18 protein-coding genes and 4 pseudogenes are annotated in these 19867 nt (G+C 68.8%); 17 read left to right on the top strand and 5 right to left on the bottom strand.

Features of this window, described 5'->3' with window-relative positions; all coding sequences use genetic code 11:
- Nucleotide 1 precedes the first annotated feature (1 nt).
- Both ACFVT5_RS40610 and ACFVT5_RS40605 read left to right on the top strand, forming a co-directional pair.
- The gene (locus ACFVT5_RS40610) at nucleotides 2-646 is read left to right on the top strand and encodes a precorrin-6A/cobalt-precorrin-6A reductase (RefSeq protein WP_389899020.1); all 645 of its coding nucleotides are present in this window, start codon (nucleotides 2-4) and stop codon (nucleotides 644-646) included.
- Nucleotides 647-820: 174 nt separating this feature from the next.
- Nucleotides 821-1774: a GMC family oxidoreductase gene (locus tag ACFVT5_RS40605; protein ID WP_389899018.1), complete on the top strand. Its 954-nt coding sequence runs from the start codon at nucleotides 821-823 to the stop codon at nucleotides 1772-1774.
- Here ACFVT5_RS40605 and ACFVT5_RS40600 read toward each other — a convergent pair.
- The 3 genes and pseudogenes from ACFVT5_RS40600 to ACFVT5_RS40590 all read right to left on the bottom strand — a co-directional run.
- Entirely contained in the window at nucleotides 1768-3279 is a 1512-nt protein-coding gene (locus ACFVT5_RS40600) for an alpha/beta hydrolase (protein WP_389899116.1), read from the bottom strand. The genes ACFVT5_RS40605 and ACFVT5_RS40600 overlap by 7 nt on opposite strands.
- A gap of 179 nt (nucleotides 3280-3458) precedes the next feature.
- Nucleotides 3459-3914, bottom strand: a complete 456-nt coding sequence (locus ACFVT5_RS40595; protein WP_389899121.1) for a hypothetical protein — start codon at nucleotides 3912-3914, stop codon at nucleotides 3459-3461.
- Between the two features lie 268 nt (nucleotides 3915-4182).
- A pseudogene (locus tag ACFVT5_RS40590) lies at nucleotides 4183-5364 on the bottom strand (amidohydrolase family protein); the annotation flags it as partial.
- Nucleotides 5365-5510: 146 nt separating this feature from the next.
- Here ACFVT5_RS40590 and ACFVT5_RS40585 point away from each other — a divergent pair.
- The 9 genes and pseudogenes from ACFVT5_RS40585 to ACFVT5_RS40545 form a co-directional block, all read left to right on the top strand.
- A pseudogene (locus tag ACFVT5_RS40585) lies at nucleotides 5511-6035 on the top strand (AMP-binding protein); the annotation flags it as partial.
- 140 nt (nucleotides 6036-6175) lie between these two features.
- Nucleotides 6176-6580: pseudogene (locus ACFVT5_RS40580) on the top strand (AMP-binding protein); the annotation flags it as partial.
- A 45-nt stretch (nucleotides 6581-6625) separates the two neighbouring features.
- Nucleotides 6626-7105, top strand: coding sequence for a hypothetical protein (locus ACFVT5_RS40575; protein WP_389899114.1), 480 nt, complete (start codon nucleotides 6626-6628; stop codon nucleotides 7103-7105).
- Nucleotides 7102-8871 (top strand): thiamine pyrophosphate-binding protein, encoded by a 1770-nt coding sequence (locus ACFVT5_RS40570; RefSeq protein WP_389899015.1) that lies wholly within the window; start codon nucleotides 7102-7104, stop codon nucleotides 8869-8871. The genes ACFVT5_RS40575 and ACFVT5_RS40570 overlap by 4 nt, the downstream gene beginning before the upstream one ends.
- Nucleotides 8872-8874: 3 nt before the next feature.
- Nucleotides 8875-9870, top strand: coding sequence for a dipeptidase (locus ACFVT5_RS40565; RefSeq protein ID WP_389899013.1), 996 nt, complete (start codon nucleotides 8875-8877; stop codon nucleotides 9868-9870).
- A 100-nt stretch (nucleotides 9871-9970) separates the two neighbouring features.
- Nucleotides 9971-10240: a hypothetical protein gene (locus ACFVT5_RS40560; RefSeq protein ID WP_389899010.1), complete on the top strand. Its 270-nt coding sequence runs from the start codon at nucleotides 9971-9973 to the stop codon at nucleotides 10238-10240.
- A gap of 10 nt (nucleotides 10241-10250) precedes the next feature.
- A complete protein-coding gene (locus ACFVT5_RS40555) occupies nucleotides 10251-11396 on the top strand; it encodes a hypothetical protein (RefSeq protein WP_389899008.1) in 1146 nt (381 codons plus the stop codon).
- Nucleotides 11393-11998 (top strand): NUDIX domain-containing protein, encoded by a 606-nt coding sequence (locus tag ACFVT5_RS40550; RefSeq protein ID WP_389899006.1) that lies wholly within the window; start codon nucleotides 11393-11395, stop codon nucleotides 11996-11998. The genes ACFVT5_RS40555 and ACFVT5_RS40550 overlap by 4 nt, the downstream gene beginning before the upstream one ends.
- A gap of 175 nt (nucleotides 11999-12173) precedes the next feature.
- The gene (locus tag ACFVT5_RS40545; RefSeq protein WP_389899004.1) at nucleotides 12174-12443 is read left to right on the top strand and encodes a multiprotein-bridging factor 1 family protein; all 270 of its coding nucleotides are present in this window, start codon (nucleotides 12174-12176) and stop codon (nucleotides 12441-12443) included.
- A gap of 9 nt (nucleotides 12444-12452) precedes the next feature.
- Here ACFVT5_RS40545 and ACFVT5_RS40540 read toward each other — a convergent pair whose 3' ends face one another.
- Entirely contained in the window at nucleotides 12453-12803 is a 351-nt protein-coding gene (locus ACFVT5_RS40540; RefSeq protein WP_389899002.1) for a hypothetical protein, read from the bottom strand.
- A 529-nt stretch (nucleotides 12804-13332) separates the two neighbouring features.
- Between ACFVT5_RS40540 and ACFVT5_RS40535 the strand changes: the two genes are divergently transcribed.
- The 6 genes from ACFVT5_RS40535 (at nucleotide 13333) to ACFVT5_RS40510 (ending at nucleotide 17960) form a co-directional block, all read left to right on the top strand.
- Nucleotides 13333-13995 (top strand): ArsR/SmtB family transcription factor, encoded by a 663-nt coding sequence (locus ACFVT5_RS40535; protein ID WP_389898999.1) that lies wholly within the window; start codon nucleotides 13333-13335, stop codon nucleotides 13993-13995.
- Nucleotides 13992-15329 carry an MFS transporter gene (locus tag ACFVT5_RS40530; protein ID WP_389898997.1) on the top strand — a complete coding sequence of 446 codons (1338 nt, stop codon included), beginning with the start codon at nucleotides 13992-13994 and terminating at the stop codon, nucleotides 15327-15329. The genes ACFVT5_RS40535 and ACFVT5_RS40530 overlap by 4 nt, the downstream gene beginning before the upstream one ends.
- A 777-nt stretch (nucleotides 15330-16106) precedes the next feature.
- Entirely contained in the window at nucleotides 16107-16508 is a 402-nt protein-coding gene (locus ACFVT5_RS40525) for a hypothetical protein (protein WP_389898994.1), read from the top strand.
- A 71-nt stretch (nucleotides 16509-16579) separates the two neighbouring features.
- Entirely contained in the window at nucleotides 16580-17467 is an 888-nt protein-coding gene (locus tag ACFVT5_RS40520; protein WP_389898992.1) for a phosphotransferase, read from the top strand.
- Nucleotides 17395-17643, top strand: a complete 249-nt coding sequence (locus ACFVT5_RS40515; RefSeq protein WP_389899119.1) for a hypothetical protein — start codon at nucleotides 17395-17397, stop codon at nucleotides 17641-17643. The genes ACFVT5_RS40520 and ACFVT5_RS40515 overlap by 73 nt, the downstream gene beginning before the upstream one ends.
- A complete protein-coding gene (locus tag ACFVT5_RS40510) occupies nucleotides 17640-17960 on the top strand; it encodes a hypothetical protein (protein ID WP_389898990.1) in 321 nt (106 codons plus the stop codon). The genes ACFVT5_RS40515 and ACFVT5_RS40510 overlap by 4 nt, the downstream gene beginning before the upstream one ends.
- Before the next feature lie 489 nt (nucleotides 17961-18449).
- Here the strand turns inward: ACFVT5_RS40510 and ACFVT5_RS40505 are convergent.
- A pseudogene (locus ACFVT5_RS40505) lies at nucleotides 18450-19706 on the bottom strand (IS701 family transposase).
- Between the last annotated feature and the right edge of the window lie 161 nt (nucleotides 19707-19867).

Below are 19867 nucleotides of genomic sequence, written 5' to 3'. Positions count from 1 at the left end.
CATGACGGCGCTGATCGTCGGGTCGACGCGGCTGGCCGACGAGCTGGTGATGGCCTTCGAGTACGGCGACCCGGACTATGTCCACCTCGCCGAGCGGGACGCGGATCCGGACGCGCTGGCGGCGGCGTTCCGCACCACCGCCGTCGGCGCCGTGATCAACGCGGCGCAGCCCTTCGCGACGGAGCTGACGGCCGCCGTCGCGGCTGCCTGCGCGGCAGCCGGTCTGCCGCTGCTCCGGGCGCTGCCGCCGTCCCTCGCACGCATCGCCGGGTCCGCGCGCTGGCGGTGGATCGACTCACTCGCTGCGGCGGGCCGCGCCGCCCACGACTGCCCCGGGGACGTCCTAGTCGTCCTGCACCCACCGGACCTCGTGCTCCCCGGGTGGGACCGGGAGCCCGCGCGCAGGGTCTACGGGCTCGGCGGAGCGCTTTCGACCATCGACGAACGCCACACACAGCTGCTGATCGCGGCCGACTCCGGCGACGACGACACCGGGTATTACCTCAAGGCAGCCGAGGCCCGCGGCCTGGACGTCGTCATCGTGCGCCGCCCGCACGCCGCCGGCAGTGTTTCCGACGCGTCGGCCGCCTTCGCCTGGCTCAACAACGTGCACACCATCAACTCCGTCGGGAAGGCGGAGCAATGACGCGCAACGGCTGGGACGCATCGTTTTGGGGGCGGGCTCCGCGGGCGCCGCGCTCGCGGCCGGACGGCGGCCCAGGGCAGACGGGTGCTGCTACTGGAGGCCGGGCCGACTACCGGTCGGCGGAAATGAAGGCCGTCTGGCACGCCCAACCCGCGGCTGGCGATCTTGGACCCGGTGGCCAGCGAGGAGCTCATCTGGCCGGAGGTGAACGCTGCCCGCACCGACCGGCAGGAGCAGCAGCTGTACTGGCGCGGCCGCGGCACCGGCGGTAGCTCGTCGGTGAACGGCCAGATCGCCATCCCCCCGCCGATGACCGACTTCGAGGAGTGGCCGGCGCTCGGATGCACGGGCTGGGCCCCCGAGGATGTACTGCCGTACTTCGCCCGGCTGGAGGACGACGAGCTGTTCGGCGACGAGCCGTACCACGGCCGCGGCGGCCCGATCCCGGTCCACCGGCTACCCCAGGAGAACTGGGGCGGCGTCGAAAAGGCACTGGCACGGGCCTGCGCGGCAGCCGGCTACCCCTGGGCCGAGGACGTCAACGCGCCGCGGGGGAGCGGTGTCTCGCCGTACCCGATCAACTCCCGGGACGGCCACCGGGTGACGGTCAACGACGGCTACCCTGAGTGGGCGCGCGACCTGGAGACCCTCACCGTACGCGGGGACAGCCTGGTCGACCGGGTGCTCTTCGACGGCGATCGGGCGGTGGGGGTGCGCCTGATCACCGGGAGAAAGGTGCGCACCGAGCAGGCGGACACCCTCGTGGTCAGCGCCGGAGTCATCCACTCGCCGGCGATCCTGATGCGCTCGGGCATCGGCCCGGCGGCGCAGCTGCGCGAGCTCGGCATCGGCGTACGGCAGGATCTGCCCGTCGGACAGGGGCTGCAGGACCACCCGCTGGCGATGCTGCTCCTGCCGCTCACCGACGAGGTATGCAGCAGGAGTCCGCACGACCGTCACACCAACGTCTGCGTCCGCTGGACCCGCGGACCGGGCGCGCCCGAGAACGACATGATGTTCGTCGCGCTCAACGAGAACGTGCTGGCCATGGGCTCGGCGACACCGACGCGGCGACGCGCCCGGCCTCGGTCAACATCGCAGGCCGGTCCGGCTGAGCGGCGCTACTGAGCAGGCACAATCCGTGCCTGCTCCGGGAAGCGCTCGGCGGCCGCGGCAGTGAATGGCAGCGCATCCGGCTCGCAGCTTGCCCCGTCCTTCGCCTTCAGCTCCACCAGGTAGCGCGCGACCTGCTGGTCCACGCACGCGCTCTGGTAGAGGGAGCCGGCATGGCCCCAGCCCTCCAGCGTGACCACTCGGGCGTCCGGGAAGTGGTCGGCGAACGGGCGGGTGGCCTCGTACGGGGTCGCCGGGTCGAAGCGGGTGCCGACCACCATCACTGGCGCCCCCGTCTGCTGCTCCCAGTCACCCATATGGGCATCGGCGTCCTCATTGCCGATCACCGTGCACGGCAGTCCTGCCCAGGACCGGTAGCGGCCGAAGTGCGGCGCCTTGGCGTCCTGGGAGTCCGCCTCCGCCGGATAGTCCCGCGGCCGGATCGGGTTGAGCGTGTCGACGCAGGAATTTGCCAGCGCCCCGCCAGCCGAGTGATAGTCCTCGCCTTCGCGTAGGGTGCGCAGGTACGTGGACACGTCGGCAGCCGCGTCGCCCGAGCCCTGGCCCGCGGTGGCCACGGCCGCGAAGGTCTCGGCGAGGGCCGGCCATCCGCCTGGGGCGTACATGCCGAAAAAGAGCGTCACGACGGCATAGGGGTAAGTGAACTCGACCGGCGGCCCGCCGGGCGGATCGATCGTGACCGGATCGGACTTCAGGCCCTCCAGTGTCCGTTCCAGCACCGTACGCGGATCGCCGTGCCCGGCCAGCGCGCATCGCTGCGGACCCGCCTTCTTGCACAGCCGGAGGAACTCGCCGTAGGTGCGGCTCGTCGCCGGACCCTGGCCGATCCGGGTCCCCATGGAGCGCCTGTCGCCCTTGCGCCCCGTGTAGCCCTCCGGTTCCAGGGTGGCGTCCAGCACCAGCGCGCGTACGCGGTGCGGGAAGAGCTTCGCGTACGTCGCGCCGAGGAAGGTGCCGTATGAGTAGCCGGCGTAGGTGATCTTCTTGTCGCCCACCGCGGCGCGGAGCAGGTCCATGTCCCGGGCCACATTGGCGGACGAGGCGTGCGCGATCCGTTCCCCGGAGCGTTCCTCGCACTTGTGGGCGAACGCGCGTATGTCGCGGGTGTAGCCGGTCTCCTCGGCCGAGGAGACCGGGAACTCCGTCAGGCCGGAGAGCGCGGCCGTCTCATCGGCGGCGCTCGCGAAGCAGGTGACCGGGTCCGAGGCGCCGACACCGCGCGGGTCGAACCCGATGATGTCGAAATGCTCGCGAACAATGGGGTCGTAGGCGGTCTTACCTGCGAGGTGGACGAATTCGATCCCTGAGCCCCCAGGGCCACCGGGGTTGGTGAACAGCGATCCGATGCGGTGATCCGGGTCGGTCGCCGGCAGCCTGGTCAGCGCGATGGTGGTCGTTGCGCCCTGTGGATTGTCGTAGTCGGTCGGCACCTCGACGCTCGCACACTGGAAGTCGGCGAGCTCCGGTTTGCCGCACGACTGCCAGTCGATCTTCGGCACCGTTGCGGCACTCGAGTGTGGCGCGGTGGTCGCCGCGCCCGTCAGTCCGAGTACGGCAGCCACGCTGAGCACCGCGGTCGTCGTTCGGCGCCCTCGCAGCGAAGGTCGGATCCGTAACATGGCGCGTTCCTCCTTGGATGGGGCGGCGTGCCGGATGGGCTGGGTGCTTACGGCGCGGGTCAGGGGACGCGGCGGTGGACCAGCTGCTGCATGGGTGCGCTCTGGGCGTACTCGTCGAGCTCGCCGTCTTGACTCACTCGGACCTGGGCGTCGGTGGTGCGCTGGACGAGCTGGCCGCCGTCGCGGTCGAGGGTTCCGGGCACTGGTGCGAGCCCGTTGGCCAGGCTCGTGGTGAGGGTGAGCACCGGTGGCAGCTCCTCTGTGCGAGAGCTTCGGACGGCAGCGAGGAGAGCTGGCACGCCGAGATCGCCTCCGGGCAGCAGCGGCCCGGGGACGTCGGCGGCCAGCCGGGAGTCGTCCAGGGCTGTCGTGTGCACGGTGTAGGAGGCGTCGTCGTTCCGCCGCACCGTGGCGGACTCGACTCCCTCGGGGCGGTGCCGCTCGATCTCGGCCGCCACCAGCAGGCCGGCGGTGTCGATGACCGTCGTGCGTGTCTCCGTGCTGTGCCGGGTCACCACCTGTTCCCGCCAAGTGGTCGTGCCGTCGGCCCTCGGGGCGGGAGGACACGCGCGTGAGCGCATCCACGACCCCGTGGTCGGTCCGCTCGTAGTCCCCGATGAGGCGATGGCCCTGGGGAACGGGGCGGAACAGGGACCTGTCCGGCTGCGCATGCAGCAATGCCTCTGCCTTCGTGAGCAGCGCGTCCAGCCGTGGCCGCTCCAGGACCGTCCCGGCCACGACGACCGCCGACGGATCCCGCAGCGCGGTCACGGAAGCCGTGGGGTCGCCGGTGACCGCGACCAGGTCCGCGGCGTAGCCGGCGTCGATCCGGCCGCGGTCGGCCAGCCCGAGGTAATCGGCGGCGCCGCGAGTGGCCATGGTCAGCACCTCGGCGGCCGTATAGCCCGCCTCTACCAGCAGCTCCATCTCCTCGACCAAGGAGGAGCCGTGGAAGACGAACGCGTTGTGGGCGTCGGTGCCGACCAGGACGCGGGCACCGGCGTCCCGTAGCGCCGCGACGATCCGCTGCCCGCGCCGGTGGAAGAGGTCGGCGGCGTACTGCAGCTCCTCCGCCGACAGCGCCTGGAAGCGGAAGTCGTGCTCCGGCAGCCAGGTCCTGGCCGTTACGGGATCGACGTAGCGCAGCCGCAGGTCGGACAGGTCGCGGCGGCCCAGCACGCGGTCGAAGACGATGAGGGTGGGGCAGGAGGTGATGTCTTCGGCGGCGAGGCGCTGGGCGAGGTCGGTGAGCCTTGCGTCGTCGAGGTCGGTGGCCGCTTCCGCCGCCTCGGGGGAGAAGCGGTTGCGTCCGCGGCTGTAGCTGAACCCCTGCGCGTAGAAGGCGTCCAGACGCCTTTGGGCGGCCGGGCGGAGGGTGCCGTACTCGTAGTTGTTGAGGTGCTCGAAACCGGTCTGGCCGCGGTCGATTGCCTCGTGGACGCTGAGCGACTGGGGGCAGTGGCCGACCAGCGGCAGGCCGGTGGCCCGACATGCCTCACCCAGGCCCTGCAGCGCGTCAGCGGAGAGCCATTGATAGGCCTTGACCTGCTGGTAGCCCAGTTCAGCCCACCGGCCCACGGCCTCGTGTGCGGCGGCCCGGTCGGATATCAGCGCTGCGTCAGGCCACACCGTCGTCCCCGGGACGCCGCGCCCGTCTGCCATGGGCGTGCTGGTGACCAGGTGCGGCCCCGGCTCGCGGCCCTCGGCGACCAGCTGCCGCCACCGCAGGTGCCAGGGCTTGCCGCACATGTTGCGGACGGTGGTGACCCCGTGCGCGAGGTTGAGGAGCAGGTCGGCCCGCTCGTCGACATGGGTGTGGCAGTCCGCGAGTCCCGGAACGACAGTCCGGTTCCGCCAATCGACGACGCGACCCCCGGGAAGGTGCTGCTCGCGCGGCTCGACGCGGCTGATCCGGCCGTCGACGACGGTGATTGCCTGGTTCCGGAGGACGCCGCGGTCGGTCATGGTGATGACGGTCCCGGCGAGGATGGTGGTCGGAGCTGACGGGTCCTTCAACGGCCCTCCAAAGCGGCGGTGTTCATGTCATGACGCCATACGTTAGCGTGGTATGGCCTATTGGAATAGGTCAAAAGTTGCCCTAGTCTCTAGCCATGTTTTCGGACCACGCGCTGCCTGCGATTCTGGCCCACTGGGCTGAACACGCCGCCGAGCGCGAATTCCTGCGGTTCGGCGACGAACCGGCGTGCACCTTCGGCGACATGGAGAGCGTCACCAAGCGCGTGGCCCGGGGCCTGCGCGAATACGGAGTCCGGGCCGGCGACAGGGTCGCCATGCTGCTGCCGAACTGCATCGAGGTCGTTCACACCTGGTTCGGCGCGGCCAAGCTCGGCGCCATCGAGGTCCCGGTCAACATCGAGCTGAAGGGCAAGCTGCTCGCCCACGTGCTGTCCAACTCCGGCGCGGGCGTACTGGTATGCGACGTAAGCCTGCTGGAGCAGCGCGCCGAGGTCATCAACGCCATGCCGGCCCTGCATACCGTCGTCACGGTCGCTGGCTCACCCGAGCAGGCGCGTGCCGCGGGGCTCACCGTGCCCGTCGAGCCCTTCGCCGAGCTGCTCGCGGCGGACGACGCCGCCGTGCGGTCGGACATCCGGCACGCCGACCCGATGGCAATCCTCTACACGTCCGGAACGACCGGGCCCGCCACGGGCGTTGTGCTGCCCCACCAGCAGTACTACCTGGGTCCAGCTGTACGCACAGAGCCTGGGGCCTCACCGGCCCGGACTCCTACTTCTCGCCGCCGCCGCTCTTCCACGCCGACGCCCAGCTCTGGGGCGTGTACTTCCCATTGGTCTTCGGGACGACGGGCACCTTCCAGCGGCGCTTCAGCGTCAGCCGCTTCTGGCCGCAGGTCCGGGCAAGCGGCGCCACCGCGACCAATCTGCTCGGGGCCATGGCGCAGCTACTGTGGCGGGCCCCGGCAGCAGCGGACGACACCGCGCACTCGCTGCGGATCGCGCAGGCCCTGCCCGTGATCCCGTTCAAGAGCGGATTCGAGGAGCGCTTCGGACTGCGGCTGGTCACGGCGTACGGCCAGACGGAGACGAACTGGATCGCCTACGACACCCCCTGTGAGTCGCGGCCGGGGGCGGCGGGCAAGGTGGCGGCCGACCACTTCGAGGTGCGGATCGTCGACGAGCTGGACGAACCCCTCCCGCCCCACACGGCGGGGGAGATCGCCGTCCGTCCGAAGCATGCCTGGAGTATGTCGCTCGGCTATCACGCGAGGCCCGGGGAGACCCGAACTGCCTGGCGCAACCTGTGGTTTCATTCCGGCGACGCGGGCTATCCGGACGAGGACGGCTGGCTGTACTTCGTGGACCGCATCAAGGACGTCATCCGCCGCCGCGGCGAGAACATCTCCGCCTTCAAGCTCGAGTCGGTAGTCAACGACCACCCGGCCGTGCGGGAGAGCGCGGCCATCGCGGTGCGTTCGGAGCTCACGGAGGACGACGTGCTGCTCATCGCCGTAGCCGAGCCGGGAGCCGCCCTGGACGCCGCCGGGCTGCTCGCCTACTGCCGGGAGCACCTGCCCAAGTACATGGTCCCGCGCTATCTGGAGATAGCCGGAGACCGGTTACCACGCACGCCGACCGAGAAGGTCGCGAAGGCGGAGCTGCGCAAGCGCGGGCTCACTGCGGCAGCGTGGGACGCCGAGACAGCCGATGGCGGTGTCGCGCGATGACGTACGCGCCCCGATCCCTCCCCGCGGAATTCCTCCGCCGCCCGCACTCGGTCGCGCATGCCGTCGCCACCTTCCTGGCCCGCTCCGGCGTGCTGCGGATCTACGGCCTCACCGGCAGCCACATCAAGCCGCTCTGGGACGAGGCCACCCGGGCGGGCCTGCGCGTGATCGACGTACGGCATGAAGCGGCGGCCGTGCACATGGCCCAGGCGGACGCCGAGCTCACCGGCGAGCCGGCGGTCGCCGTCGTGACCACCGGGCCGGGGCTGGCGAACGCGGTCCCGGGCATCGCCGCTGCCCACCAGGCCCGGGTGCCGGTGCTGATCCTGTCCGCCCTCCCGCCCAGCGCCCAGCTCGGCCTGGGCGCACTGGAGGAGCTCGACCAGGCCGGACTCGTGCGGTCGATCACGCGGCTGGCCGGCACTGTACGGCACCCGCGTCAGCTACTGCCGTTTCTGCAAGCCTCGTTCGAAGCCGCGGTCGGCGCCGAGGCACCCCCGGGGCCGGCCTTTCTCGACTTCCCCACGGATGTGCTGCGGGGGGAGACGACGTGGAGCCGGGCCGAGCAGATCAGCGGCGCGCCGCGCGCACTCCGGCCGATCGCACCCACCCCGGAGGCAATCGACGCCGCGGCCGCGGCTATACGAACGAGCCGGCGACCCGTAGTGATCAGCGGCCGCGGGGCCAGAGCCGCGCAACCGGCGCTGAGCCGGTTCCTCGCGACCAGCGGTGCGCTGTACCTCGACACCCCTGAGAGCAGAGGGCTCGTAGCCGACGACCACCCCGCCTACGTGCCCGCGATGCGGTCGGCGGTCATGGGCGGCGCCGACACGGTCATCACCGTCGGCCGTCGCCTGGACTTCGCCCTCGCGTACGGATCGAACGCCGCGTTCCCCGCCGCCACCTTCATCCGGATCGGCCGCCACGGGGAAGAACTCACCGCGAACCGCGTCGGCGACGTGCAGGTCCATGCGGACACGGGCAGGGCACTCGAACTCCTCGCGGCAAGCGACATCGCCCCCGACGCCCCGGACACCGGATGGCTGCAAGACATTCGCGACCGAAATGCACGCCGCCGCAAACGCTGGGCCGACCGGGCCCGCGCCGAGCCCACCGGACCGGACGGCGCCATCCACCCGAACGCACTGATCAGCGTGATCAACGAGACGCTCGCGGGAGCGGACCAGGCGCCGATCGTCATTGCTGACGGCGGCGACACCTTGTCCTTCGCCCGCGTCGGACTGACCCCGCCCCCGCGCCTGGACACCGGCACTTTCGGCCTGCTCGGCGTCGGCGTCCCCTTCGCCATCGCCGCATCCCTCCTCCACCCCGACCGCACCGTCCTCGCGCTCATCGGCGACGGAGCCTTCGGCTTCAACGCGATGGAGCTGGACACGGCCCGCCGCACCGGCGCCAGACCGATCTTCGTGATCTCCAACAACAGCGCCTGGAACATCGAGCGCTTGGACCACGTCGCCAACTACACGGCGAACCCCCGCTTCAACACCGAGCTCCCTGGCTGCCGCTACGACCAGCTCGCCCGCTCCCTAGGCATGCACGCACAGCGGGTCACCTCCCTCGACCGCCTGGCCCCGGCGCTGCACGAGGCCATCGCGCACGCACCCTCCCTGATCGACGTCCGCACCAGCGGCGAGATTCCCTCGCCCGACTTCACCGCAGGCCTGGCCGACCTCCCCGACCTGCACGTCGTGCGCGGCTGGGATGACGCCGAGCGCGCCCTCCACACCAGACAGGAAGAAGGCTGAGCAGTGATCAACATCTACGTCGGCCCCGCTATCGGAAACGTGATCAGCCTGCACGCGAGCGAGGGCCACACCGCCCAAGTGCTGCGCCACCACCACATCCCGCGGTGGCGCGAAGGCGGCCTGACCGCGGGCGTCGTGCAGATCAGCGACTGGGCCACACTCGGCATCGTCCTGTCCGAGATCCACCGCTCCGAGGGCGAACTGGTGCTGCTCACCAACCGTGCCGACTACGACAACCGCCCGCCGGGATCCTTCGGCATCTTCGTCTCCATCGAGGGCTACACGTCCTTCGCCGGCGACTTCGACGCCCTCCACATCTTCACCGAACTGGGCTGCACCGCCTTCACCTTCTCGCACAACATCCAGAACCCGCTCTGCACCGGCGCAAACGAGCGCTTCGGCGACGGCGGCTTCTCCCATCTCGGCAAGGCCACCCTCAAGGAGCTCGAGACACTCCCTCTGATGGTCGACCTCGTACACACCTCCCGCGGCTCGTTCTGGGACGCCCTCGACCTCTACCATGGCGACCTCTTCGTCTCCCACTCCAACGCCGACGCCGTCCGCCCGCACCCGCGCAACCTCACCGACGACCAGATCAAAGCCGTCGCCGAACGCAACGGCGTCATCGGCCTGAACAGCTGCCGCGAGTACGTCGCCCACGACCCCCTCCAGGCCAGGCTCTCCGACCTCCTCGACCACGCCATGCACATGTACGACCTCGTCGGCCCCGAGCACATCGCCATCGGCGCCGACTACTGGGAAGGCCCGATGGACATGCTGGCGTCCACGATGAAGGCCGTGGACCCCGACGGCGTCCACGGCCTCCGCGACACCGGCGCCCAGATCTACGGCCGCGGCCCCGACGGGATCGAGGACGCCGGACAGCTCAGCAAGCTGCCCGCAGGCCTCGCCGAACGCGGCCTCACCCCGGACGAGATCGACCTGATCTGCGGAGGCAACTACCTGCGCATGCTGGACCGAACTCGGCCACCGGCGTAGGCACGCCCAGCACACCTGGCAGCAGCACTTCACCGAAGGACGAAGACACAGGGTTGGGAATGTCTGCCGCCATCGCTGTGACGTCGTCGCGGGCGTCGGCGTGATTGGTGCCACCTGCGCGGAGGTGCTCAGCGCCGCCGGCGCCGCCGTGACCGTGCTGGATCGTGGCACCGCCGCCTGCGGCAACACCGCTACAGGTGCGGGCAATGTGCTGCTGTCCGACAAGGCGCCGGGCCCCGAGCTGGAGCTCGCCCGAGCCCCGCGGCGTCGCTGGCCCGAGCTGCTGGCCTCCTTGCGTGACGAGCTCGGCCCGCGCTCGCGGAGGCGGAGTGGGAGCCCAAGGGGGGCCTCGCCGTGGCTACCACCGTGAAGCGTCCGCGTTGCTGGCCGAGTTGTCGGACGCGCGGCGCGCCGCCTGCTTCCGAGCGGACGAGATCGTCCCGTCGGCCGCCGCGGACCTGGAACCGCACCTCACCAAGAACCTCACCGCCGCCGCCCACTATCCAGAGGACGCCCAGCTGCAACCGGTGCTTGCGGCGCGGCGCTGCCCGCCACGCCCCTCGCCACCCCTGCAAGACCGAAGGGAGGCGCTGTCGCCCCATCTCGACGCGATGACGTCCTTCCGGCTGGCCGACCGACAACTCGGCGGCGGCCACGTCTACCCCTCGCTTCTGGCCTACCTACGCACCGAGGTGGCCAGCAGCCTCATCGGACTCGGGAGCGTCCAAGGCGCGGAGGCGTTCCGCGACGCTGCGGTGCTGACAGAAATGGCCGGCTGGATGGCCCACGACTCAGGGCGTGACGACGTTGCACAGGGCCACTTCACCAGCGCCCTGAGCTTCGGCCAAGCGGCTGCCGACCCATCCGTTGCAGCCAACGTGGAGGCCGGCATGAGCCACCTGGCCCTCCAAGAAGGCCACGCCGACCAGGCACTCGACTTGGCCCGCAGCGGGCTGGCACGGCTGCGTGCCACCGAGTCCGTACCGGTCCTCTCCGCTCGACTCCACGCCATGAAAGCCCGGTCCCTCGCACGTCTCGGCTACGCCAAACAGGCACAGCACTCCCTGGACTCGGCCCGAGCGGAACTGGCGGCTGCCGACACGGCGTCTGTCCTGAACTGGGTGGCGCCCTTCGATGACGCGGCACTCGCGAGCGAAGCCGCCTCGATCCTCTTCGACCTACGGATGTTCCCAGCGGCCACCGAGGAAGCCACCCGCGCGCTGGAACTCCGCGATGCCAGCAGGGCTCGTAGCCGTGCTCTCAGACAGATCACCCTCGCCCGGAGCTTGATCGCTCAAGGTCAGCTGGAGGCCGCATGCGTAGTCACCCACGACCTGCTGGCAGCCTGCCAGTCACTGGGGTCCGTCCGCGTCAGCCGGGATCTTGTTGATCTTCAGACGGTACTTGAGCCATACGCCAGCTCGTCGAGACCGGTCAAAGAGATGCTTGACCGTCTGACCGGCGTGGCTCGGCATCGTAGATTGCTTCTTGCCAGCCTCACTGCCGCAGAAGGGCCCCAGGTGTGAGTGATGCGACCGATCCGGGAGACCCCGGACATGACGCGTACCTCGCCGAGGGCAATGCCAGGCAGGCCCGGAAGCGCGTGGCCGCAGATGCGCTGATCCGCGATCACCAAGGCCAACTACTGCTGGTGCGCCCCACATACAAAGCTGGCTGGGATCTTCCGGGCGGTATGTCCGAAGGCAACGAAGAGCCGCTGATCACCGTCTACCGCGAACTCGACGAGGAGCTAGGACTCGGTGACGTCGGTATTCAGGGCCTGCTGTGTCTGGACTGGGTGGCACCACACGGCCCTTGGGATGATCTCCTCGCGTTCGTGTTTGACGGAGGGGAACTGTCTGCAACGCAGATCGAGCAATTGGCACCCAGGGACGCTGAGCTATCGGGATACGGCTTCTTTGAAGCCGGGGAGGCACTTCACATGCTGCCCGCTCGTCAGAGCAGGCGCGCCGACCAGGCACTCCGGGCGCTGAGCGATGGCATCGTGAGATATCTCAGGAATGGAATTCCAGCATGGCCCGTACCCGGCGGAAGCGAGCGGCAGAGTCCGGCTGACGGAGCAGAAGACTCGGAGAGGGCGGTATGCGAGTTTTTGCCTTACATCTGATTCTGCTATGGGTTTGGCGTGCAGATCAGGGCGGTTAACGAGTACCGGTTGCATGGCGAGGACGAACAAATCGACTGGGATTCGGCCTGGCGGGCGTGTTGCCGCGGCCCGGCGCCCTGGCATGGGACCGAGCAAGAGGGCCATCCCGGCCCGGGCTCGGCGACATACTGCGGTCATGAGTGGAGAGGATTCGACACGGCTGGCGAGAGCCCTCATCGAGTTCCGTGAGGCCGAAGGCATCTCGGAGCGTGAACTCGCGCGCCGCACCTGGCTGAGTGAGGCGACCATCAGGACCTTCGAACGCGGCCGTGGGGACCTGCCCACCCCGACCGTTGCCCGAAGCTTCGAGGAACTCCTCGGCTGGGCTCCGGGCTGCATCAAGACCGCGCCGTCCGAGGCGATGGGCCGTGAGGCATCGGCCGACTCGACCATGGACCTCGAGTAGGCGTGCTGGTCAGGGCTGAACTCCAGGCGATTGCGGTCGTGGCCTGGTGAACAGTCCTGGCTCGGTTTCGGCCAGGATTCCGCGGTCGGCCAGCCGCTTGAGCTTGAGGCGGACGTTGTTGATGTTGTTGGGTGCGATTTCCAGGTCCATCGACTCGCACACCTGCCGCGCACGCAGCGGATGGTCGGCTACGGTGAACACCGCCATGATCTGCTGGTAGGCCGGATGGTCCGGCAGTTTCAGTGCCGGCGGCGCGGGCGGTTGCGGGTCCGGCAGCGCCAGCAGCGTCTTGCGGGTGATCTGGACTTCGTCGGCGGCCCGGCCGAGTTCGTCGAGCTGGGCGGTCAGCTGCGTGATCAATACCTTCGCCTCATGGCGCAGGGGATGAGCAATTCGGCCGCGCGCCGAGAGGCGGGAATCAACCGCAAGACCGGGAACCGCTGGAGATACGGAAGCAAGGTCGTCGACCGGGCCGGCAACGTGCGCGCCTACCTGCCGATCACAGAGGTACGGGAACCCGACGCGGTCTCCGAGCGGTTCTTGTCGGAGAAGATCCGGATGCACCCTGCTTCGGTGAGTCCGCGGACCCGCCGGTCGAGCAGTTGCCCCTTGGTGGACACGCATGCGTATCTCACGAGGCCGCCGGTCCGTACGGCCGGAACGGGAGCGAGGAGATCGGTGTGGCCTCGTCGGGAGGCTGCTGCACCTGCCAGATCGTACAAAACGGTGCTGCTCAAGTTCTTGAGTGCATCGACGTCTACGTAACACCGTTTCATCGGCATGATCCGGCGCCGATCCGGCCGTACGCCGCCACTTGCCGATCTTGCGCATCAATCGGTCGATCGATGAGCAGCAGCACCCCCGCAACGCGGGCTGGACCGTATGCCGTATGACTGATGCAATGGAGGGCCCCGATGACTCCACCGAAGAGAACTCAGTTGTCCTGGATGCCAGGGGGCTGCGTGCCCTCGCGCATCCGCTGCGGGTGCAGTTGGTCAGGTTGCTGCGGAAGTACGGCCCATCGACGGCCACCCGCCTCGCGGAGCGGCTGGGCGTGAATTCGGGGACGGCCAGCTACCACCTGCGCCAACTCGGTGCGGCGGGTTTCGTCGAGGAGGACGCGGAACGTGGCAACGCACGAGAGCGCTGGTGGCGTTCGGTCCATCAGACAACGGAGCTCAACGACCGGGAGCTGGCCGATCGGGAGCCCGAGGCCGCACTGGCGTATCTGCAGTCAGTCGCAGCCACCTACACCTTGCGCACTCAGCAGACGCTGAACGAGCTGCAGACGCTGCCTCATGCGTGGCGGGGCACCTTCGACATGAGCGACTGGCCCCTGCGGCTCACCCCTGAGGAAGCCATCTCCCTGCGGCAGGAGTTGAGGGCCGTCATCGCCCTCTACAGGAGAGATACTCCAGATGCGGCGGCCAGCGCCCCGAAGGGGGCCGAGCGGGTTTGCGTTATCACGCACATCCTGCCCGAACTGGATGCACCCGCCGCGTCGTCGCTCCCTTACGGCACTCAGGAAGCGGAAGGAAGCCCGACGTTATGACCGCCGACGCCTCGGAGGCCGGCGGCATACCCGGCAAGTGGTCCTTACGGCCGCTGGGCGGGGTGCTGGCGGCCATGGCCGTGTCGCTGACCGGCACTCAGATCTCCGTCGTGGCACTGCCCTGGTTCGTCCTCGTCGCAACCGGCAGCGCCACCCAGACCGGACTGGTCGCCTTTTGCGAGATGGCTCCCTACGTGATGGTCAAGGCGTTCACCGGACCGCTGGTGGACCGGATCGGCCCGCGGGCCGTTTCCTGGACCACCGATCTGGTCAGCGCGACCGCCGCCGCCGCGGTTCCCCTGCTCCACACCCTGGACCTGCTGTCCTTACCCCTTCTGCTGGTTCTGGTCGCGCTGATTGGCGCGGCCCGGGGACCCGGCGACCTGGCCAAGGAGGTGATGGTCCCGGAGGCGGCCGAGCGCGGCCGGGTGCCGCTGGAGCGGGCCACCGGTCTATCCGGCGTGATCGAGCGGCTCGCCTCCACTGTCGGCCTGGCGGTCGGCGGATCTCTGGTGGCGCTGCTCGGTCCCCTGACAGGGCTCGCCGTCAACGCGGGCTGCTTCGCCCTCGGATCGGTGATCATCAAACTCGCACTGCCTCGCGGCATGGGGCACGCGGCTGAGGAAGCCCCCTCGCAGGCCGGGGAGACGGGACCAGGTTACTGGCGGCGGTTCGGCGAGGGCTTCACCTTCCTGCGCGGCCAGCCGCTGCTGCTCACCCTCATCGTCATGGTCGGCATCACCAACCTGCTGGACGCGGCGTTCACCTCGGTACTCGTACCCGTCTGGGCCAGGGAGTCCGGCAACGGGCCGACCGCGATCGGCCTGCTGGGCAGCGTAATGGGGGCCGCGGCGGTCGGCGGGAGCCTGATCGCCGCGGTGGTCGCTCACCGGCTGCGGCGACGGATGGTCGTTCTCACCGGGTTCCTGCTGGCCGGGGCACCGAGGTTCCTGATCCTTGCCTTTGATGCCCCGCTGGGGGTGGTACTGGCCGTCTTCGCGGTCAGTGGGTTCGGTGCCGGCTTCGTCAACCCAGTGCTGGGGGCCGTCCTCGTCGAGCGGGTGCCGCGCCGGATGCTGGGCCGGGTCAACGCGCTCGGTGACTCGCTGGCCTGGTCAGGCATCCCTCTCGGCGGGCTGCTCGCCGGGGCGGCGGTGACCGTTATCGGACTCGTGCCGGTGCTGCTCGCCTGCGGCGCCGCGTACTTCCTCACCACGAATCTGGCCGGACTGCGGCCCGAATGGCGCGAGATAGACCGCACGCGTGGGCGGGGCGTCGTGAAGCCGTACTCCAACGAAGACGCCTCACAGGACAGTGCGAATGTAGCGACATGACGTTTACGGGAGGGAGGTGGACCATCTGGTTTTCTTCTCCCTCCCACCGCTCCTTCTGACCTCGCCCACGCTTCACGCACGCTCAGACGACTGCTGGTCGGCGGCGTCCGTCGGAACTCCGAAAGTCTGACCGCAGCAAGGTCGAGGCGAGTGTCCGTGCCGAAGTTGACCTGCCGCTCTTCGAGACAGACCAGGTTGAGCTTGTTGAAGCGCCGGTACGCCGTGTGCTCGAGGAAGGTCTTGGCGACCACGATGGGGGAGCCGGGCGGGCCGTCGGCGTAGACGCCTGGGCCCGCGAAGGCGTCCACAACCGTGGCCTCGGGGAACGTCTGGAGGATCTTGCCCATCCAGCACTGCAGGTAGTGCCGGTACACGAGGTGTTTGACCTGCGTGTGCGGATCGCTCTTCCAGACAGTCCGCTCCCACAGTTCATCCACTCGCCGCATGGTCCGTCCCCCTGACCCACACCGGTTGGACACCCAGCGTCACCGCTGCGGGACTTGTTGTCTGTAACGTCGGGTCAGCCATCTTCAACAAGCGCACCTGCCCCACGGAGTGGCGCCGCGCCAGCGTGAGGTCGAGTCGGAGCTGGGTGTAGGCGGCGATGATTGGACAGGTCCGCTGGTCGGCTGCCTCGGGTTCCCGCAGCTTGGGGCGAGTCCCGCCCAGCGTCTGCTTGAACAGGAACTCCGCAACCCAACAGCTATCTAGACCCCGTGGATATATTCATCTAGAGGGGCTAGATTCGTAACTCTCGTTCTGTCGCGAGGAGTTGCTGTGGATGCTGGTCAGATTGTGGAACCACCCCGGATCGTCGCGTGTCGAGCAGGCGACGGTTGGGTGCTGCACATGGATGGGGTGGAACCGACCTACGTACGACGCCTGGACGGTGCGATTGAGCACGGACGCATCCTGATGGAGGCAGCCAAAGTGCCCGGAGCCGAACAGGGGGCCGTACTAAAGATCGATCTAGGCGATGAACTCAACCAACGCGTCACGGTGTCGACGCAGGCCACCGTCGATGCGCACAAGGCGCAAGTGGCGGCCGCAGCAGAGCTACGGCGCACAGCGGCAGCGCTCAACGAGCACGGCCTGACCGGCAGGGACATCGCGCACGTCTTGGGAGTCTCACCCCAGCGCGTCTCACAGTTGCTCAACGACCAGCAAGCCCGGGGTTAGAGAACAAGCGAAGTGAGTTCGGGTTCGTGAGTTTCGCGGGGTGGTGACGGCCGCGAGGTGGGCAGCGGATAATGGGCGCAGTGAGTTCTTCCTCTTCAAGTTGGGCACGTGTTGAGCGGCTCGATGCCGCCCGCGTAGTCGACGCCCTTCGCGTGCAGACCGGTGTTTCCTTGACTCTGGAGGGTGCCTGTCCGGGCGGACAGGTGGGTGCGGCGTACGTGCGCTGGGCGGACGGTCACCGGTCCGTTCTGAAGTGGCGGCCGCATGGCTCGGTCGAAGAGATGCGGGCAGGGCCGCTTGTCGTTACCGAGGTGCTACGGCTGGCGGGCTATCCCGCTCCGGCTGCGGAGTTGGTCGCCCAGGTCGGCGATGCGGTGGTCGTGGTGCAGGAGTTGCTGCCGGGGAGGAAGATTGAACACCTCGGCCAGAGTGAGCTGGACCAGATACTTCATCTCAACCAGTTGCAGGCCGATCGGCTTGTCGGCCGGGCCGAAGTTCCCGCTATGGAACTTTATTTGCGTGACGATGGTGTCGGCTACTGCCTGCACGAGCCGCTGCGTCGGCACAATCGCCGCAGTGCGGCGCTGGAACGGTGGATCGCCGCTGTCGGCGCGGATCATCCCGCTCGGTTGGCCGGTGATGACGCGGTGCACCAGGATTTCCATCCGGGGAACATGCTGACGGCCGGGAGGCTGGTCACAGGAGTCGTCGACTGGGACGGCGCGAGCCGCGGTGATCGTCGATTCGATTTGGTCACGCTGCGTTTTGGCGTACACGCGGCGGAGACCGGCCCAGGAGTGACGGAACGTCTCGATGCCATCATCGACTCAGTCCCTGAAGAGGTTCTGCGGCCCGCGTGGGCGCACATGAGCCTTCGCATGGTCGATTGGGCCATCAGGCACTTCAGCCCGGCCGAGGTGGAGAACTGGATGGATCTGGCGGAACAACGCATGAGCTGAACTGGCGCACCCGCGCCGCCGACCATCAGGTCGTCCACGACCACATCGAGGAGTACGGCGAGCAGGGCGAGCAGTCGGCACAGCGCCTGTTCACCCGGGCATTCGCCGCGACCGCGCAGCGCATGTCCGGCCTCGGGCACCTGGACATCGGCCACACCCCGTGGGGGCAGGCATGAGCGGCGGCGAGGTGTCCGGCGTCGACCTGGCCCGAGTCGCACTGCGGACCGTGAGGGAGGCCGCGCGCAGGAACGGCGGCAGCCAGAAGGCGAAAATGACGCGCATCGTCACGACGGTGCGGCGCGACGGGCGCGAGCAGATGGCACTCGGAGCGGTGAGCGGTTCGATGGTCACCGAGCGGGCGTGCGTGTTCCCGACCGTCGGCGCGACGCTTCGGGAGTGGTGGGCGGCCTTCGCTCCCGAACTCGCTGGCGCGCGGGGAAGCAGGGACCGGCGCTCGCTGTCGTGCCCGCGCCCCGCACCGAGCGGTCGTTGAGAATGCCCAGGAACATCCGACCGAAAACCGGCGCTAATAGGACTCCGTTAGGTCTGTCTTGATCTTGGTGTTGTGGGAGTCCTGCTGGGCAGGGGTTGGTGGCAGGTGGTGCAGATGCCGGTCCAGCACCTCAGAGTGTTCTGGAGGGTGTCGAGGACCTGATAGAGAGTGAGGCTGGCGCGGTGTGAGCGTTCATGCAATTCCCCATCGGCGGCACCTTCGGCTCCACGTAATTCCCCAGTTGGTTGCGGCTGGTGACGGGCCGCCCGACTGCTGAGTGTGGGGCTGGACAGTGCCCTCAAGGGCGCCTTCGGCGGCGCTCCGCGCTGGGCCTTCGCCCACCCTTGACCGCCCTGACCAGCCCTGATGGTCGGCGGCTATCGAGCGGCCCGAGGACCCTGGCGTCCGTGGGGAGCACGGAGCACCTCCGCCGCCCGCATGGAGACGAAGGAGTCGGCTCCGCGATGTACCTGGCCCATACCGTGCCGTTCAGGCTGGGGAATTACGCGAACGTCCACACGTGGGGACTTTTGGGGACAGGCGCTGTTCGGTGAGGAAGGCGTGGGCGGCGGTCACGAGGGTGACGTGGTGGTGCCAGCGCTGCCAGGAGCGGCCTTCGAAGTGGTCCAGGCCCAGGCCGTGTTTGAGTTCGCGGTAGTCGTGCTCGATGCGCCAGCGGACCTTGGCCAGACGCACCAGGTCGGCGATCGGAGTGTTGGCCGGCAGGTTGGAGAGCCAGTAGTCGGTCGGCGCCTCGGCATCGGCGGGCCATTCGATCAGCAGCCAGCAATCGGGCAGGACCCCGTCCCACCAGCCCTGTTCAGCCGAGGCAGCGGCTTTGATCGGACGCTCAACGGCCTTGCCTGCCGGCCGGACGCGCACGGCGGCGAAGCGGGAACGTAACTCCCCCCGCGAGCCGTTCCGCCAGGTCAGGGAGGTGAATGAGCCCTACCCGAGACCGGCGGCAAGAGCTGAGGGCGCGGGGTGGCGGTAGCGGGGCTGGGGCCAGCAGCCGACCGGCCCCTTGCGCGCCGGGGCCACGGGCTTCGCGTCGAACGGGTGGGTGGTCACATCCGCCCGGATGGCCAGCACATAGCCGATCTGGCGGGCGGACAGAGCGGACCGGAAGTACGCGTTGGTGCCGTAGGCGGCATCGGCCACCACGGCCGGCGGTGTCATGCCCCAGGCGGCGAGGTTGTCGAGCATGTCCAGGGCCAGACGCCACTTCTCCCGGTGGGCGAGATCGGGTGGGACCCGGCATCTGGCCCGGCGGTCGCTGTCCGTGGCCCATTCCGAGGGCAGGAAGAGCCGCCACTGCAGCGGGCATGAGGCGGTGTCACTCGCAGCGTGGACACTGACGGCGACCTGGCAGTTGGCGCGTTTGCCCAGGGCTCCGCAGTATTGCGCGGCCACGGCGACCGACATCTGTCCGTCTTTGGGCAGCGACACGTCGTCGATCACCCAGGCCGCCGGGTTGACCAGCGGCAGCAGGCGTTCGTTGATCCGGCGCTGTACCGGAACCGGATTCCAGGTGGACTGGTTCACGAACTGCTGCAGATTCTGTTCGTTACCGTCCGGCAGCCGCGAGGCCATCGCCTGGATCGACTTGCGGCGGCCGTTTAGCATCAGTCCCCGCAGATAGCAGTTGCCCTTCGCGCGCTGGTCCTTGCGCGGCACCGACGCGAACACATCTGCCACGAACAACGCCAACTTCGCCCGAACACGATTCACTTCATATGCGTCCACACCCAACATGCTCGTGATCAGAACTAACAGGAAGACCTGACGGAGTCCTATTAGGCAGTGGCAAAGCGGGCACGCCACACAAGGGTGCACCGTACAAGTCCAAGTGGAGTCTGTGGGACTACTTCAGCCCTTCGATTTCACAGAAGATCGCTCTGTATGAT

Source organism: Streptomyces sp. NPDC058001 (genome assembly GCF_042886315.1).
Taxonomy (GTDB): Bacteria; Actinomycetota; Actinomycetes; order Streptomycetales; family Streptomycetaceae; genus Streptomyces.
The sequence above is the reverse complement of the archived record's forward strand: the minus strand, read 5'-3'. Positions and strand labels throughout refer to the sequence as shown.

Coding starts and splice junctions, on each gene's coding strand:
- ACFVT5_RS40520 (WP_389898992.1), top strand. CDS start 16,580: ATGGGCGCAGTGAGTTCTTCCTCTTCAAGTTGGGCACGTGTTGAGCGG.
- ACFVT5_RS40510 (WP_389898990.1), top strand. CDS start 17,640: ATGAGCGGCGGCGAGGTGTCCGGCGTCGACCTGGCCCGAGTCGCACTG.
- ACFVT5_RS40575 (WP_389899114.1), top strand. CDS start 6,626: ATGTCGCTCGGCTATCACGCGAGGCCCGGGGAGACCCGAACTGCCTGG.
- ACFVT5_RS40530 (WP_389898997.1), top strand. CDS start 13,992: ATGACCGCCGACGCCTCGGAGGCCGGCGGCATACCCGGCAAGTGGTCC.
- ACFVT5_RS40610 (WP_389899020.1), top strand. CDS start 2: ATGACGGCGCTGATCGTCGGGTCGACGCGGCTGGCCGACGAGCTGGTG.
- ACFVT5_RS40570 (WP_389899015.1), top strand. CDS start 7,102: ATGACGTACGCGCCCCGATCCCTCCCCGCGGAATTCCTCCGCCGCCCG.
- ACFVT5_RS40535 (WP_389898999.1), top strand. CDS start 13,333: ATGACTGATGCAATGGAGGGCCCCGATGACTCCACCGAAGAGAACTCA.
- ACFVT5_RS40545 (WP_389899004.1), top strand. CDS start 12,174: ATGAGTGGAGAGGATTCGACACGGCTGGCGAGAGCCCTCATCGAGTTC.